The following is a 14,909-nucleotide window of genomic DNA, read 5'->3' on the forward strand; positions in this document are numbered from 1 at the left end:
TATCGCCGCCGACGGTTCCGGCGCCACCCCCGGTGTCGCCGACGTCAAGGCTGTTGACGACCTGTTTCGCACCACACCGAGAGGCACGTACTGATCATGGAGACCGCCGAGATCCGGCGCCGCTTCCTCGACCACTTCGAGAAGAACGGTCACACCGTCGTCCCCAGTGCCTCGCTGGTCTCTCCGGACCCGTCGCTGCTGTTCACCGTGGCCGGCATGGTGCAGTTCATTCCGTACCTGACCGGCCAGCAACCCGCGCCGTGGCCGCGCGCGGCCAGCGTGCAGAAGTGCATCCGCACCCAGGACATCGAAGAAGTCGGCAAGACCACCCGCCACGGCACGTTCTTCCAGATGAACGGCAACTTCTCCTTCGGCGACTACTTCAAGGAAGGCGCCATCGAGTTCGCCTGGGACCTGATCACCCGGTCACAGGCCGACGGCGGGTACGGCTTCGATCCGGCGAAGATCTGGGTCACCGTCTACGAAGAGGACGACGAGGCCGCCACGCTGTGGCGCAAGATCGCCGAGTTGCCCGAGGAACGGATCCAGCGGCGTGGGCGCAAGGACAACTACTGGCACACCGGCCAGCCCGGCCCCGGCGGGCCCTGTAGCGAGATCTACGTCGACCGTGGTCCGGAATTCGGCCCGGACGGTGGTCCGGTGGTCGACGAGGACCGCTTCCTCGAGATCTGGAACCTCGTGTTCATGCAGTACGAGCTCGCCGATGTGAAGAGCAAAGAGGACTTCACCATCGTCGGGGACCTGCCGTCGAAGAACATCGACACCGGCATGGGCTTGGAGCGGGTTGCGTACCTGCTGCAAGGCGTCGAGAACATGTACGAGATCGACCAGACCTTCCCGGTCATCGAGCACGCCTGCGAGCTGGCCGGCAAGCGTTACGGCGCCGACCACGACGACGACGTGCGCCTGCGCGTGGTGGCCGATCACGTGCGCAGCTCGTTGATGCTCATCGGAGACGGCGTCACGCCGGCCAACGAAGGCCGCGGCTACGTCCTGCGGCGGCTGCTGCGCCGCAGCGTGCGCGCGATGCGGCTGCTCGGCGTCGACACTCGCGTGTTGCCCGAACTGCTCCCTGTGAGCCGCGATTGCATGCAGGCGGCCTACCCCGAGGTGGCGGCGGACTTCGCACGCATCTCGTCGGTGGCTTACGCCGAGGAAGAGACCTTCCGCAAGACGTTGCAGACCGGCACCCAGATGTTCGACCTGGCCGCGGCGCAGGCGCGAACGGCACAGCGCACCGAGCTCCCGGGTGAGACGGCGTTCAAGTTGCACGACACGTACGGCTTCCCCATCGACCTCACGCTGGAGATGGCCGCCGAGCAGGGCCTGTCCGTCGACGAGGCGGAGTTCCGGCGGCTCATGACCGAACAGCGTGAACGCGCCAAGGCCGACGCGCGGGCCAAGAAGACCGGCGCGGGCGAGTCGCCGGCCTACCGGGAGCTGCGCGAGGCGGGTCCCACACCGTTCACCGGCTACGACGAGCTGCGTACCGACAGCCGGGTACGCGGCATCGTCCGCGATGGTGTGGCGGTCCCGGCGGCCAGCGAAGGCGAGATCGTCGAACTGGTGCTCGATCGCACCCCGTTCTACGCCGAGTCCGGCGGCCAGGACAGCGACGCCGGCCGGATCCGGGGCGAGGGCGTCGAGCTCGACGTCCTCGACGTGCAGCGCCCGATCAAGGGCCTGATCGTCCATCGTGTCCGTGTCCTGCACGGTGAGCTGGTCACCGGCCAGGAGGTCGAGGCCGCCGTCGACGTGGAATGGCGGATCGGCGCGTGCCAGGCCCACTCGGGCACGCACGTCATGCACGCCGCCCTGCGGCAGGTTCTCGGTCCCCAGGCGCTGCAGAGCGGCTCGTACAACAAGCCCGGCTACCTGCGCCTCGACTTCTCGTGGGGGCAGGCGCTGGGCGCAGCCACGCGCAGTGAGGTCGAGGAGGCCGCCAACCAGGCCATCCGTCGTGACTATCCCGTGTCGGCGACGTACATGCCGCTGGACAAGGCGCGCGAGATCGGTGCGCTCGCCCTGTTCGGCGAGACCTACGACGAGCAAGTGCGAGTCGTCGAGATGAACGGCGCCTGGTCGCGCGAGCTGTGCGGCGGCACGCACGTCCAGCATTCGTCCCAGGTCGGGCTCGTGACGATGATCGGTGAGAGCTCCGTCGGCGCGGGATCGCGCCGGGTCGAGGCCTACGTCGGCATCGAGGGATTCCGGTACCTGACGAAGGAACGTGTCCTGGTGACGCAGTTGGCGGACCTGCTGAAGGTGCAGCCGGAGCAGCTGCCCGAACGCGTGGAGCGACTCGTCACCCAGGTCCGCGATGCCGAGAAGGAGCTCTCCAAGGTCCGCGCGGCGGCGCTGGGCTCGCGGGCCGCGGAGCTGGCGAGCTCCGCACGCGACGTGTACGGCGTGTCGTTCGTCGGTTTCGAGGCGCCCGTGGGCTCGGCGGCCGACGATCTGCGCAGCCTCGCTCTGGACGTCCGAGGGCGGCTCGGAGCGGACCGCCCGAGCGTCGTGGCCATCGCCGGAACATCGGACGCCGGGCGGCCCAGCGTCGTCGTGGCGGTGAACGAGACCGGCCGCGATCAGGGCCTGAAGGCCGGCGACCTCGTGCGGGTCGCGGCGAAAGAGCTCGGTGGCGGCGGAGGCGGCAAGGACGATGTCGCCCAGGGTGGCGGCACGAACGCCGCCGCGGTGGGTCAGGCGCTCGCTCGAGTCGAGCAGGCCGTCGGCGATACCGTCACGCGCGGTTCGTGACTGTGCGATCTGGGGCCAGGCTTGGCGTCGATGTCGGCAGTGTCCGCATCGGGGTAGCGGTCTGTGATCCGTCCGGGCTGCTCGCCACGCCGCTCGAGACGGTTCGGCGTGGCTCCGGCGATGTGCGTCGACTCGCTCGGCTGGCCGCTGAATACGAGGTCATCGAGATTGTCGTGGGCCTGCCGCGTACGCTCAGCGGTGAGGAGGGCATCGCTGCCGAGCACGTGCGTTCCTTTGCTGCCGATTTGGCGCGATTTGTGGCACCATGCCCGGTGCGGCTGGTCGACGAACGGCTGACCACCGCTGTGGCCACGCGCGGCATGCGGGCCAGCGGTGTCTCTGCCCGTTCCGGGCGGGCCACGGTTGACCAGGCCGCGGCCATGGTGATCCTGCAGGATGCGCTGGATGCCGAGCGAGCGGCCGGGAGGCCGCCGGGAGAGGTGCTGACGTTGACGCCATGACGGACCGCACGTATCGCCCGCACACATCCGTCCGGTGACCAAGAAGGCGAGCTTGACCACTAGCGATACCGACGAGATAGTCCGACCCCGGCGGCACCGCCGCCGGCGCCGGCGAAAGAGCCGTTTCGGATCATTCGTAGCGGTCGTGGCCTCGATCGCTGTCATCGGCGGCTTGGTGGCCGGGTTGTACTACGGCGGCAGCGCCGTGTTGGACAGCGCCTCGGACATGTTCGGCGAAGCCGAGGACTATCCCGGGCCGGGTTCGGGCGAGGTCACCATCACCATCGAGTCGGGGGATTCGCTGCGCTCGATGGGTACCACGCTCTACGAGGCCGGCGTCGTCGCCAGCCAGGACGCCTTCCTCGCTGCCGCCGACGCCAACCCGGACTCCACCAGCATCCAGCCCGGCACCTACGTGCTCGCGCGCGAGATGCGTGCCGCGGATGCGGTGGCCTCGCTCGTCTCCGGTGACACCGCGCGCCCGAGGCTGACCATTCCCGAGGGTTTCCGGGTGCGTCAGGTGGTGGCCCGTGTGGCTGAGCAGGCAGGCTTGCCGCCCGAGCAGGTCAAGGCGGCCATCGACGCAGCGCCGCTGCCGGAGTACGCCGAGGGCGATCCCGAAGGCTTCCTGTTCCCGGCGAGGTACGAGCTGCCCGATGACGTGACCGCCGAAGCGCTGGTCAAGCAGATGTTGGGGCGGTTCAACCAGACGGCCGGCAAGGTCGGGCTGGTCGACGGCGCGGCCGGGCTGGAGTACACGCCGCGCGAAGTCCTGACCGTGGCCAGCATCGTGCAGCGCGAAGTGAGCAACACCGAAGACATGCCGCAGGTCGCCGAAGTGATCTACAACCGGCTCAACGGCGCCTGCGAAGCCAACGGTGTTCCGAAGCGGCGGTTGCAGATGGATTCCACCGTGCACTACGCCGTTGACGACTACTCCAGCGTGTTCACCACCGCTGAGATGCGCCAGAGTGACTCCCCATACAACACCTACCGGGTCTCCGGGCTTCCGCCGGGACCCATCGCGTCACCCGGGGAGCAGGCGATGGCGGCCGCGCTCAATCCGTCTTCGGAAGGCAACTGCTACTTCGTTGCGGTCAACCTCGAGACCGGCGAGACGCGCTTTGCCGCCACCGCTGCCGAACACGCGCAGAACGAGAAGATACTGAACGAGTATTGCCGAAAGAGTGACCTGTGCTGAGGTGCCGTGTCCGATCCTGACCGTTCGCGGCGCTGCGCCGTACTGGGCTCTCCGATCTCACACTCCCTGTCCCCGGTGATCCACCGCGCGGCGTACCGCCACTTGGGCCTCGACTGGCACTACAGCGCCCATGACGTCGGCGAGGCGGACCTGGCGAGTTTCCTGGCCACGCTGGACGCGGACTGGCGTGGACTGTCGCTGACCATGCCGCTCAAGCGGGTGGCCCTGGACCTCGCCGACGACGCTTCGGACATCGCGCGAACGGTCGGCGCTGCGAACACGCTGATCCACGACGGCGAAGGGCGATGGTCGGCTGACAACACCGACGTCGGTGGCGTCGTGGCCACCCTGACCGAGCACGGTGTCGATGTCACCGGCTCGGTCTGCGTCTGGGGCGGCGGGGCCACCGCGGCCAGCGTTCTGGCCGCCCTGGCGCAGATGGGCACCGGCGCCGTACATGTCCACGCGCGTTCACCGCAACGTGCGGCGTCGGCGTTGGGCGTCGCTGAGGCACTCGGACATCCCGCCGCGCCGGTGGCCTGGGCGGTGAGCGAGCAGTGTCATGAAGCGGCGACGACGATCTCCACCGCACCGGCCGGTGCGGTGGACCCACTGGTCGCCGACATCGCGGAGCGCCCGAGTGGACGGCTGTTGTTCGACGTCGTGTACGCGCCGTGGCCGACCCCGTTGGCCGCGGCCTGGGCTGCGGGCGGGGGAACCGTCGCCGGCGGACTCGACCTGCTGGTGCACCAGGCGGTCGGACAAGTGCTGCTGATGACCGGTGCATCGGTGCCCGCCGGGGTACTGCGGACGGCTGCGGTCGAGGCGATGGGTACCCGCACGTGATCCCTGCTCTGGCTGCGGCCGGGCTCCTGGCCGGGCTGATGCTGCCCCAGGTGATCGCCCGCATCCCGGATCGCGCCCCGGCCGACGACGAGCCGGAACCGACGCCGTATGCCGAGCTCGCGCGGGCGCCACGACTGGCGTTGTTGCTGGGCGTGACCGCTGCCGTGGTGTGGGCGTTGGTCGGCTTCACCGGGCTCGAGGCGGTCGAACTCCCCGCGTACTTGCTGGTCGCCACGCTCGGCGTGGCCATGGGCTACATCGACCTGCGTGAGCACCGCCTACCGGACTGGCTGACCCTGCCCGCCCTGGCCGGCGCCGCTGTGTTGTTGGCGGTTCCCGCGGTGCTCGACTCGGACTGGTCGGCCTATGGGCGCGCCTGGGTGGCGGCGGGCGCGTGCTTCGTTTTTTATCTCGTTCTCGTTCTGCTGCGCCCGGCAGATCTGGGCTTCGGCGACGTCAAGCTGGCTGCTGTGCTGGGCCTCCTGCTCGGCTGGGTCGGGTGGCCGACGGTCGTGCTGGGGGTGTTCTGCGGCTTCCTCGTCGGCGGCGTCGTGGGCGTGATGCTGCTGTCGACCGGGCGGGCCGGTCGGCGTTCGAGCATCCCGTTCGGCCCGCCGATGCTGGTCGGCGCCCTGATCGCGCTGGTGTGGGTGGAGTTCGTCGCAGCACTGCCGGCCTAGGGGTCGCTCAGGTACGGCCGTGGCGTTCCTGAGCGGCGTGCAGCGTGGCCGCCTGGGTACCCCAGCTCACCTGCCGGACCTGGAATCCGGCCGTGCGCGCGGCGTCGCAGACTGCCGGGTCGTCATCGACGAGTAGGGCCACCGTCCGCTGGGCGGCCAGCCGCTTGAGCACGCCGATCTTGAACAGGCGGGCCGGGCGGCGGTCGTCGTCGGGGCGCAACATCACCCGTCCGTGCGGTGCCTCGTGCGCGGCCAGCCACGCTTGGGTGACCGCGCGAGTGCGTTCCGGGCGACCGCTGAGGTAGACGACCGCGTGCTCGGCGGCCAACTGGTGCGCCAGGGCCAGCCCCTCGGTGTACGGCGGGTCGTCGCCCATGCCGGCGAAGAAGCCGGCCCAGTTCTTGGGGCGGCCGCGCAGATGATGTAGCCGGTGGTCGACGTCGGCCAGCACACCGTCGATGTCGATGACCGCTAGGGGCCGGGTCATGTGTCCGCCCCCGGCAACACGTAGCCGTAGCCCGCGCGCGACAGCGCGTCGAGGATCTGCCCGAGCGCGGTGACCGTCTGGGAACGGTCGCCGCCACCGTCGTGCAGCAGCACGATCGCACCGGGCTGGACCTTGTTCAACACGCCCTGAACAATAGAGGCCGAACCCGGGCGTGACCAGTCTCGTGGGTCTACGGTCCAGTCCAGCGGCGTGAGGCCGTGGTCGGCGACGACGCCGGCAACAGCCGGCTTGACGAAGGTGTTCGGTTGGCGGAAGTACCGGACTTCGACGTCGGTGCCCACCGCGGCGTCAATGGCGGCGTCGGTGACCTCGATCTCGTGCTCGATCATGTCGTCGTCGCGCTGAGCCAGCTCCTCGTCGTGGCTGTCGGTGTGGTTGCACAGCGCATGGCCATCGTCGACGATGCGCCGGACGATCTCGGGGTGCGCCCGGACCTGCTCGCCGACGACGCAGAACACAGCCGTGGCCTCGTACTGCTCGAGAAGGTCGAGGATCTGCGGCGTATAGGTAGGATGCGGGCCGTCGTCGAACGTGAGAGTCAGCGCATACGTCCCGTTGGGGTCGGTCGTGGTGGGGGAGCCGTCAGTGATGGTCTCGTCCGGTGCGTCCGAGCCTGACCCGCTCGAATCCGGTGCGCCGTCGTTCGACGCGTCCTGCGCGCCCTGGCCGCCGGACGTCTCGGCGCCGTTGCGCTCGTCGACGCTACGGTCAGCGGCCACCAAAGCCAAGCCGAGCAAGATGCCCAGCAGGACGCACGTTGGCCACGACAGGTTGTTCATCGAGACCATGATCATGCGAACGCTCCGCCGGAGGCGGAAGGCGCGCCGCGCGGAGCCTCGTCAGCAGATGGTCAGCAGGTGGGTCAGCAGTTGGGGCGGCATTGCCGTTCGACCATGGCCTGGAAGAACACGCTGCGGATCTCGCGCGGGTCACGGGCCTGGTAGGCCGTCGTGCCGGTCGCGTCGGAGATCTGGCGCAGCGCGTCCATGTCGGCGTCCGGCCCCATACCGATGGTGATGACCGGTACCGGCGCACTGGGATCGAACTGCGCCGTGAGCGTGTTGAGCAGAGTAGCCAGGTCGACGCCGTCGGGATCGTCCTCGTTGCGCCCGTCGGTGAGCAGGACGACGGAGTTGATCATCCCGGGCTGGTAGTTGGCTCGCATCTCCTGGAACGCAGCCATCACCGTGTCGTACAGCCCGGTTCCGCCTTCGGCGAGGTCCGGCAACGACTCCAGTCCGGCGACCAGGTCGTCCATCCGTGTCCCGCCGTCGTCGAGGACGTCGTCGAGCGGACCGACCTCGACCAGTTCGATGTGATCGTCGGGTGGATTGCGCAGCGTGGAGAACGCCCAGAGGCCGACCGACGACGACGGCGGGAACAGTTGGACCGCTTCGAGTGCGGCGTCACGCGTCAGCTCGATCCGGGTGCCTTGGTCACCGACCTGCTCTTTCATCGAGCCGGACACGTCGATGACCGCCAGCATGCGCATGTCCAGCGACAAGGCGGCCCACTGTCGCTCGATCCCCGCGATCACCGCCGGATCGGGCTCGGGCAGCAGGTCAGGCATCTCCGCTTGGATACCTTCGACGATCTTGGCGACTTCGGCGGGCACGCCGTCCGGAGAGCGCAAGCCCGTGGCCCGGATCGTCTCCAACGCGTCGGCGGTGCCCAGGTACGTCACGAAGTCCGTCACCGCGGTCTGCACCGACTTGTCGGTGTCGGGACCGCGCACCGCCAGGGCGGGGAAGTCGAACGCCAGCGTTCCCTCGCCCGGGTAGACCGCCACGTACGGGGATTCGGGGACCTCGCGGTTGTGCAGGATGACGTCGCGCTCCAAAGCCGTGAACGTGTCGCCGCCGTTTTCGGCGGTGGAGGCGAAGGCGGTCTCGGTCGTGGGATGCACGGTCTGCGCGACCTGAGTCATCACCTGGACCAACTCGGCCTGGTCCACGTTGTCGCCGAGCGCGGCCTGCAACGCCAGCAGGCTGGCCAGACCCTCGTCGGTGCTCGCCGGGTCGACCAGGATCCCGGGGCCGCTGTCGAGCAACGATTGCCAGGAGTACTCGGCGTCGGGCCAGCCCAGCTCCTCGGCCTGGTCGCGGGGCATGGCGACGACGAGCGGTGAGACGGCCACCTCCGCCAGGCGCTCGAGGTCCGCACCCTCGCCCGGGCGGGCCAGCAGCTCAGTCTTCGGCACCCAGAGGTCGGGGGAGTCGTCGGTGGTCAGTGTCGGCTCGACCTCATCGGACGACGCCGCGTTCACCTCGATCTGCACGCAGTGTCCGCCGGTGGTCGGCTCCGTCTCGGCGTAGGCGTCGGCGATCTCGCTCAGCGCCGGGGCGATCGCCGGGTCGGCGCTGACCGCAGCCAGCACCGACCCCGAGCATTCCTCGTCCGAGGGTGCCACGACCGACGCCACGGCCAATCCGGCCGCACCGAGCGTGGCCATCGCGGCCACCGACAGCCCGAGCCGACGCGGCCACGAACGATCTTGCGACGCCCGAGGCGTGGCATGGCGACCCGTCATCGTCGGCAGCTCCGGACATATCAGGCATTGACACCAGAACTCTGTACAAAACGGCTACATTACCCTCGATGTCGTCCGGAGCGTCGACGCGGCCCCGGGCTCAGCCTGCCGACGTGGTGCCTGCGGGCTCGATGCGGGCGTCCGGCCCGGGGTAGACGAGCCCCTCGGACCCGTCGGACCACCGAACCACGAACGGTGGGGTGCCGTCCGGTCCGTGCGTCTCGAGAACCTCACCCTCGCGACGCGGTTCGCCGACCTTCGTCCCTTCGACTACCAGGCGGTCACCGTCACGTGCACGCACCTTGGCCTCCCTTCGACGTTGGTCTTCACAGACGGTTGTCCGTACTTCCAGATTCCCCCGAACGCGACGGCGGTTCAACTGTCGTCATCGACTGAGCCGTTGGTATCGCCATACCGAGAGCGGTACGAAGATCGCGAGCATCAGCAACGGCCACACCACGGCCATCACGAGGGCGTGCTCGGCGACCCATGAGCTGCCGCCCAGGCCGGGGTTGCCGAACAGTTCGCGAATGGCGCCCACGGTCGCCGACAGCGGGTTCCACTCCGACACCGCGCCCAGCCAGCCCGGCATGAGCTCGGGTGCGACGAACACGTTGGACACCGCCGTCAGGGGAAACGCGGTCGGGAAGACGATCACGGCGACCAAGTCCGGGTTCGGGACGATCAGGCCGAGCAGGATGCCCATCCAGGTCAGTGCGATCCGCAGCAGCAGGATCAAGCCCACCGCCAGTAGAGCGTTGCCGATACCGCGGTGCCACTGCCAGCCCACCAGCAGTCCGCACACGACGAGCACCGTCATCTCCAGCAGCGCACGCAGCAGATCGGCGAGGCTACGACCGGTCACCAGCGCCGAGCGCGTCACCGGCATCGACCGGAACCGGTCGACCACCCCGCGGCCGACGTCGAAGGCGATCCCGCTGGCGGTGGCGCCCAGGCCGTAGAGCATGGTCATGACGAAGACGCCCGGCAGCAGGAACTCCCGGTAGGCGGAGTCGCTGGAGGCTCCGGGCACGGCCATGCCACTGCCGAAGACGTACCCGAAGACCAGCACGAACATGATCGGCAACGTGAAGTAGATGACCACTTCTTCCGGCTCCCGGACGACATGAGTCATGTTCCGCTTCGTCATGACCCAGCTGTCGCAGACCCACCAGCGCAGGCGAGTCAGCGCCGAGGGCGCTGCCGTGGCCGGCGACGATGCGGGTGCGGATGTACTGATCGCCGTGCTCATGCGGCCACCTCTTCCTCGGCTCGGTGCCCGGTCAGGGCCAGGAACGCTTCGTCCAGGCTGGGCCTGCGCACGCCGATGTCTTCCGCCACGATGCCGGCCTCGCGCAGCCGCTGCACGACATCGCCGAGAGCCTCGACGCGGTCGCGGACAGGGCTGCTGACCCGGCGGGTGTCCGGGTCGGTGTGCACGGCGCCGCCGCCGACGGCTTCGACGACGTGCGCAGCTGACGCCAGATCAGCGGCATCGCGCACGACCACCTCGATCCGGTCGCCGCCGATCTGCGACTTCAGTTCGTCGGACGTGCCTTCGGCGACCACCCGTCCGGTGTCGATGACCGAGATGCGGTCGGCGAGCTGATCGGCCTCCTCCAGATACTGAGTGGTCAGCAGCACCGTGGTCCCTCCGGCGACCAGAGACCGCACGCCGTCCCACACCCCGTTGCGGCTGCGTGGGTCGAGTCCGGTCGTCGGCTCGTCGAGGAACAGCACGTCGGGCGCGAGGATCAGGCTCGCGGCGAGGTCGAGCCGTCGGCGCATGCCGCCGGAGTACTGCGCCGCGGACTTTCCCGCGGCGTCGACGAGGTCGAACTGCTCGAGCAGTTCGTCAGCCCGGGCCCGGGCAGCTCGGGGGCTGAGGTGGAACAACCGCGCGAACATGATGAGGTTCTGCCGTCCGGACAGCACCTCGTCCACCGCCGCATACTGGCCGGTCAGGCCGATTCGCGCCCGCACCCGTTCCGGCTCGCGCTGAACATCGAACCCGGCCACCTCCGCCCGGCCGGCGTCGAACCGCAGCAGCGTGGCAAGGATGCGCACGGCGGTGGTCTTGCCGGCTCCGTTGGGTCCGAGCAGCCCGTGGACCGTGCCCCTGGGGACCGTCAGGTCCACGCCGTCCAGCGCACAGGACCTGCCGTACCGCTTGTGCAGCCCCTCCGCGACGACGGCGAATTCGTTCGTCATGGGCCTGCCTCCAAACTGTGTATGCCATATACGTCGGTATAGGGTATACACAGTTCTAGGATGGGCGTCAACACGGCAGATGGGTGAGGAGATGCCACGTGAAGACCGCCGCGACCCCGCTCGCACGCTCGAGCTGTTGTGGGGCACCCAGTCACCGCGGACCCGGGGACCAAAACCAGGCCTGAGCCTCGAGCGCATCGTCGAGACGGCCATCAAGATCGCTGACACCGAAGGGCTCGGCGCGCTGTCGATGCGGCGTGTCGCAGAACAGCTCGGCTTCACGACGATGTCGCTGTACCGGTACGTGCCCAGCAAGGACGAGCTGATCGAGCTGGCCATCGAAGCCGTGGCAGGCGAAGAGATCCCAGCGCCCACCGCCAGCACCGACTGGCGCGTCGGCCTGGCCGACTGGGCGCGCCGGACGATCCAGATGTATCGCGACCATCCGTGGGTCATTGAGGTCCCGCTCAACTCGCCGCCCATGGGGCCGAACATGATCACCTGGACCGAGCGAGGCCTGGCGACGTTGAGCGACACGCCCCTGACCGGGGGAGAAATGATTCAGATCCTGGTCATGATCACCGGCTACGTGCGTGGCCACGCCCAATTGACCATCACGCTGTCCCAGGCCGAAGCCCGCACCGGCGTGCCCGAAGCGGAGTGGGACACCGCGTACGGCCAGGCGCTCGAGCGGGCGATCACCCAGGGCGAATACCCCATGCTGGCCCGGCTGGTCTCGGCGAACGTGTTCGATGTCGAAGAAGACGACGTCTGGCTGGAAGCGGATTTCGAGTTCGGGCTCGAGCGCATCCTGGACGGCATCCAGGCGCTGATCGACCATCGCCAGGCGGCCCCGGCGTCCTGATCACGCTGAACTGCGCTCGCTCGAGGGCAGGGTCCGACCTTGTCGGGCCGGCAAGGAATACTGAACTGGCGTCACCTCGCAACTGGGCTCGAAGGTGCGCCATGCGGGCGACGCGGCCTCCGACGTCGACACGGGAGATGAACAACTGATGGCTGGACAGGCGCAGATCGGTGTCACCGGGCTCGCGGTCATGGGCCGCAATCTCGCGCGCAACTTCGCTCGGCACGGCTACACCGTGGCGCTGCACAACCGGACGCCCGAGCGCACTCACGAACTCGTTGAACACTTCGGGCACGAAGGCACGTTCGTGGCCACCGATACGGCCGAAGAATTCGTCCAGGCGCTCGAGCGTCCCCGCCGACTGGTCGTGATGGTCAAGGCGGGCGAGGCAACCGACGCCGTCATCAACCAATTCGCGCCGCTGCTCGAACCCGGCGACATGATCATCGACGGCGGCAACGCCCATTTCGCCGACACGCGTCGCCGTGAGGCGAGCTTGCGCGAGCGCGGGATCCACTTCGTCGGCACCGGCATCTCCGGGGGAGAGGAGGGTGCGCTCAACGGGCCCAGCATCATGCCGGGCGGTTCCGCGGAATCCTACGCATCGCTCGGTCCGATCCTCGAAGACATCTCGGCCAAAGCCGCCGACGGCGCGCCCTGCTGCACCCACGTCGGCGCCGACGGCGCCGGACATTTCGTCAAGATGGTGCACAACGGCATCGAATATGCCGACATGCAGCTCATCGCCGAGGCCTACGACCTGTTGCGCCACGTCGCCGGATACGAGCCCGCCCAGATCGCGGCGATCTTCCGTGAGTGGGACGAAGGGCGCCTGGGCTCTTACCTGATCGAGATCACCGCTGACGTGCTCGACCACGTCGACGCCGCCACCGGCCGCCCGTTCGTCGACGTCGTCGCCGACGAAGCCGAGCAGAAGGGGACCGGCCGGTGGACGGTCCAGATCGCGCTCGACCTCGGCGTTCCGGTCAGCGGTATCGCCGAAGCGGTCTTCGCTCGCTCGGTGTCCGGGCACACCGATCTGCGCGCCGTCGGGCGCTCGCTCGCCGGGCCGGAGCGCACTCCGCTGTCCGCTGACGAGGCCCGAATGTTCGCCGCGCTCGTGGAACAGGCGCTGTATGCCTCCAAGGTGATCTCCTACACCCAGGGTTTCCACCAGATGCAGGCTGCCGGCGCCGAGTACGGCTGGGACCTCGATCTGGGTTCCATCGCCGCGATCTGGCGGGGGGGCTGCATCATCCGGGCCGCGTTCCTCGACCGGATCACCGCGGCCTACGCCAAGGACGCCGCGCTGGTCAGCCTGCTGGCCGACGAGCAGTTCGCCGGGGAAGTGGCAGCGGCACAGGATGCCTGGCGCGAGGTGGTCGCCACTGCCGCTCGTACCGGCGTACCCGCCCCTGGGTTCTCGACCGCGCTGGCCTACTACGACTCCCTTCGCGCCGAGCGGTTGCCGGCCGCACTGACCCAAGGCCAGCGTGACTATTTCGGCGCGCACACCTACCGCCGAGTCGATCGCGAGGGTGTCTATCACACGCTGTGGGCCGAGGATCGCTCCGAGCAACGCCAGAGCTGAAACGGAGGTCACTGATGAGTCGCGATGTCCAGGTCACCTTCGACGCCCACGATCCGCGCGCCTTGTCGACCTTCTGGCGAGACGTGTTGGGTTACGTTCACCCAGGCCCGCCCGGGGTCGACGTGCCCGACGGCGTCGACCCACTGGCCGCGTGGGACGACTTCCTCGAGCAGATCGGGGTGCCGGAAGATCAGCGCAACACGAGATCAGCCATCGAGGACCCGGACGGGAGCGGCCCGCGGCTGTTCTTTCAGCAGGTCCCGGAGGACAAGGTCGCCAAGAACCGGGTCCACCTCGATGTTCGTGCCGCTCCCGGCCTGCAGGGGGACGAGCGGATGGCAGCGCTGGAGGCCGAGTGCGAGCGCCTCGTCGCCCTCGGGGCTACTCGGCAGCGTCGTCACGACCCCGAGCCGCCGCTGAGCCAGGGCTTCATCGTGATGCTCGACCCCGAAGGCAACGAGTTCTGCCTGGACTGACTCCCGCCGGGGCCGTGACGCTGGCAGCTAGGCCCGAGTCAGGGCGTTGATGAGTCCGTGCAGGCTGGACGCGTGAAAGTCGAACGTGTCGTCGCTGGTCGGGCGATCGCCGACGGGGCGCGGTACGTACGCCGTCCGCATTCCGGTGGCCTTTGCGGCGCGAAGGTCCCACGCATGCGCGGCGATCATCAGGATCCGTTCCGGTGGGCATCCAGCGGCGTCGATCGCGAGGTGGTAGACCTCCGCGGCCGGCTTGTAGGCCTTCGCGTCCTCGGCGGACAAGGCCGCATGCCAGCGCAGGCCGGCGTGGGCGTTGAGACGCAGGAGAGCGGCGCGACTGGCGTTGGACAGCCCCAGCACAGGCAAGCACTCGGCCAGCCGAGCGAGCTCGGCGGGGGAGTCGTGCCAAGGTTCCAGGCGCTGCCCCGCAGTGGCCAACCGCTCGATGATCGCTGGATCGCTGCGGCCGGCATACTCGGCGACGAGCTGAGCAGCCTCGCGGTCGATGACGTCGGTATTGGCGTAGGTGCGGCATCCGGCCCCGATGCGGTGTTGCTCGCTTTCCACATGGTCCTGTCGGAGCTTGACCAGTCGATCGAGCGACGCGTCATCGAGGCCGGGCGCCGCCTCGCGGATGGCTGTTCGATGTCCGCCCGGCTCGTCCACCATCGTGCCGAGGACGTCGAAGACGACGACGTCGAACGCCGCCGTAGGGGAGTGTGCCTGCATCATCCGAGCACCTAACTATACCGATCAGTATAC

General features: G+C 68.7%; 15 protein-coding genes. 8 read left to right on the forward strand and 7 right to left on the reverse strand.

What is annotated here, in order from left to right:
- Positions 1–96: 96 nt before the first annotated feature.
- From alaS to M6444_RS11995, 5 genes are all read left to right on the forward strand, one after another.
- Complete coding sequence (alaS, locus tag M6444_RS11975) at positions 97–2,778, forward strand: alanine--tRNA ligase (RefSeq protein WP_298327380.1); 2,682 nt, start codon at positions 97–99, stop codon at positions 2,776–2,778.
- A 2-nt stretch (positions 2,779–2,780) separates the two neighbouring features.
- A complete protein-coding gene (gene ruvX / locus M6444_RS11980; protein ID WP_363326339.1) occupies positions 2,781–3,239 on the forward strand; it encodes a Holliday junction resolvase RuvX in 459 nt (152 codons plus the stop codon).
- Positions 3,240–3,384: 145 nt separating this feature from the next.
- Positions 3,385–4,440, forward strand: coding sequence for an endolytic transglycosylase MltG (gene mltG / locus M6444_RS11985; protein WP_298327384.1), 1,056 nt, complete (start codon positions 3,385–3,387; stop codon positions 4,438–4,440).
- A 6-nt stretch (positions 4,441–4,446) separates the two neighbouring features.
- Positions 4,447–5,286 (forward strand): shikimate dehydrogenase, encoded by an 840-nt coding sequence (locus M6444_RS11990; RefSeq protein ID WP_298327386.1) that lies wholly within the window; start codon positions 4,447–4,449, stop codon positions 5,284–5,286.
- Positions 5,283–5,966, forward strand: coding sequence for a prepilin peptidase (locus M6444_RS11995; RefSeq protein ID WP_298327388.1), 684 nt, complete (start codon positions 5,283–5,285; stop codon positions 5,964–5,966). The genes M6444_RS11990 and M6444_RS11995 overlap by 4 nt, the downstream gene beginning before the upstream one ends.
- 7 nt (positions 5,967–5,973) lie before the next feature.
- Here M6444_RS11995 and M6444_RS12000 read toward each other — a convergent pair whose 3' ends face one another.
- The 6 genes from M6444_RS12000 to M6444_RS12025 all read right to left on the reverse strand — a co-directional run bounded on the left by M6444_RS12000 (position 5,974) and on the right by M6444_RS12025 (position 11,215).
- Positions 5,974–6,453 (reverse strand): hypothetical protein, encoded by a 480-nt coding sequence (locus M6444_RS12000; RefSeq protein ID WP_298327390.1) that lies wholly within the window; start codon positions 6,451–6,453, stop codon positions 5,974–5,976.
- Positions 6,450–7,268 (reverse strand): polysaccharide deacetylase family protein, encoded by an 819-nt coding sequence (locus tag M6444_RS12005; RefSeq protein ID WP_298327392.1) that lies wholly within the window; start codon positions 7,266–7,268, stop codon positions 6,450–6,452. The genes M6444_RS12000 and M6444_RS12005 overlap by 4 nt, the downstream gene beginning before the upstream one ends.
- A gap of 68 nt (positions 7,269–7,336) precedes the next feature.
- Positions 7,337–9,004 (reverse strand): substrate-binding domain-containing protein, encoded by a 1,668-nt coding sequence (locus M6444_RS12010; protein WP_298327394.1) that lies wholly within the window; start codon positions 9,002–9,004, stop codon positions 7,337–7,339.
- 100 nt (positions 9,005–9,104) lie between these two features.
- Positions 9,105–9,305, reverse strand: coding sequence for a DUF1918 domain-containing protein (locus tag M6444_RS12015; RefSeq protein WP_298327396.1), 201 nt, complete (start codon positions 9,303–9,305; stop codon positions 9,105–9,107).
- An 84-nt stretch (positions 9,306–9,389) separates the two neighbouring features.
- Positions 9,390–10,154 carry an ABC transporter permease gene (locus tag M6444_RS12020; protein ID WP_363326340.1) on the reverse strand — a complete coding sequence of 255 codons (765 nt, stop codon included), beginning with the start codon at positions 10,152–10,154 and terminating at the stop codon, positions 9,390–9,392.
- A gap of 98 nt (positions 10,155–10,252) precedes the next feature.
- A complete protein-coding gene (locus M6444_RS12025) occupies positions 10,253–11,215 on the reverse strand; it encodes an ATP-binding cassette domain-containing protein (RefSeq protein WP_298327401.1) in 963 nt (320 codons plus the stop codon).
- A 91-nt stretch (positions 11,216–11,306) separates the two neighbouring features.
- Between M6444_RS12025 and M6444_RS12030 the strand changes: the two genes are divergently transcribed.
- The 3 genes from M6444_RS12030 to M6444_RS12040 all read left to right on the forward strand — a co-directional run bounded on the left by M6444_RS12030 (position 11,307) and on the right by M6444_RS12040 (position 14,147).
- Positions 11,307–12,080 (forward strand): TetR/AcrR family transcriptional regulator, encoded by a 774-nt coding sequence (locus tag M6444_RS12030; RefSeq protein WP_298327404.1) that lies wholly within the window; start codon positions 11,307–11,309, stop codon positions 12,078–12,080.
- A 148-nt stretch (positions 12,081–12,228) separates the two neighbouring features.
- Positions 12,229–13,671, forward strand: a complete 1,443-nt coding sequence (gene gndA / locus M6444_RS12035; protein ID WP_298327407.1) for an NADP-dependent phosphogluconate dehydrogenase — start codon at positions 12,229–12,231, stop codon at positions 13,669–13,671.
- Between the two features lie 14 nt (positions 13,672–13,685).
- Positions 13,686–14,147, forward strand: coding sequence for a VOC family protein (locus M6444_RS12040; protein ID WP_298327410.1), 462 nt, complete (start codon positions 13,686–13,688; stop codon positions 14,145–14,147).
- A 27-nt stretch (positions 14,148–14,174) separates the two neighbouring features.
- Here M6444_RS12040 and M6444_RS12045 read toward each other — a convergent pair whose 3' ends face one another.
- Positions 14,175–14,879 carry a haloacid dehalogenase type II gene (locus tag M6444_RS12045; RefSeq protein WP_298327412.1) on the reverse strand — a complete coding sequence of 235 codons (705 nt, stop codon included), beginning with the start codon at positions 14,877–14,879 and terminating at the stop codon, positions 14,175–14,177.
- Positions 14,880–14,909: the final 30 nt, after the last annotated feature.

This window comes from Haloactinopolyspora sp., assembly GCF_027324685.1.
GTDB lineage: Bacteria > Actinomycetota > Actinomycetes > Jiangellales > Jiangellaceae > Haloactinopolyspora.

Bases quoted from the DNA above. Each gene is read 5' to 3' on its own strand.
- alaS (WP_298327380.1), top strand. From the start codon at position 97: ATGGAGACCGCCGAGATCCGGCGCCGCTTCCTCGACCACTTCGAGAAG.
- M6444_RS12000 (WP_298327390.1), bottom strand. From the start codon at position 6,453: ATGACCCGGCCCCTAGCGGTCATCGACATCGACGGTGTGCTGGCCGAC.
- M6444_RS12005 (WP_298327392.1), bottom strand. From the start codon at position 7,268: ATGATCATGGTCTCGATGAACAACCTGTCGTGGCCAACGTGCGTCCTG.
- M6444_RS12010 (WP_298327394.1), bottom strand. From the start codon at position 9,004: ATGACGGGTCGCCATGCCACGCCTCGGGCGTCGCAAGATCGTTCGTGG.
- M6444_RS12020 (WP_363326340.1), bottom strand. From the start codon at position 10,154: ATGACGAAGCGGAACATGACTCATGTCGTCCGGGAGCCGGAAGAAGTG.
- M6444_RS12025 (WP_298327401.1), bottom strand. From the start codon at position 11,215: ATGACGAACGAATTCGCCGTCGTCGCGGAGGGGCTGCACAAGCGGTAC.
- M6444_RS12030 (WP_298327404.1), top strand. From the start codon at position 11,307: ATGCCACGTGAAGACCGCCGCGACCCCGCTCGCACGCTCGAGCTGTTG.
- gndA (WP_298327407.1), top strand. From the start codon at position 12,229: ATGGCTGGACAGGCGCAGATCGGTGTCACCGGGCTCGCGGTCATGGGC.
- M6444_RS12040 (WP_298327410.1), top strand. From the start codon at position 13,686: ATGAGTCGCGATGTCCAGGTCACCTTCGACGCCCACGATCCGCGCGCC.
- M6444_RS12045 (WP_298327412.1), bottom strand. From the start codon at position 14,879: ATGATGCAGGCACACTCCCCTACGGCGGCGTTCGACGTCGTCGTCTTC.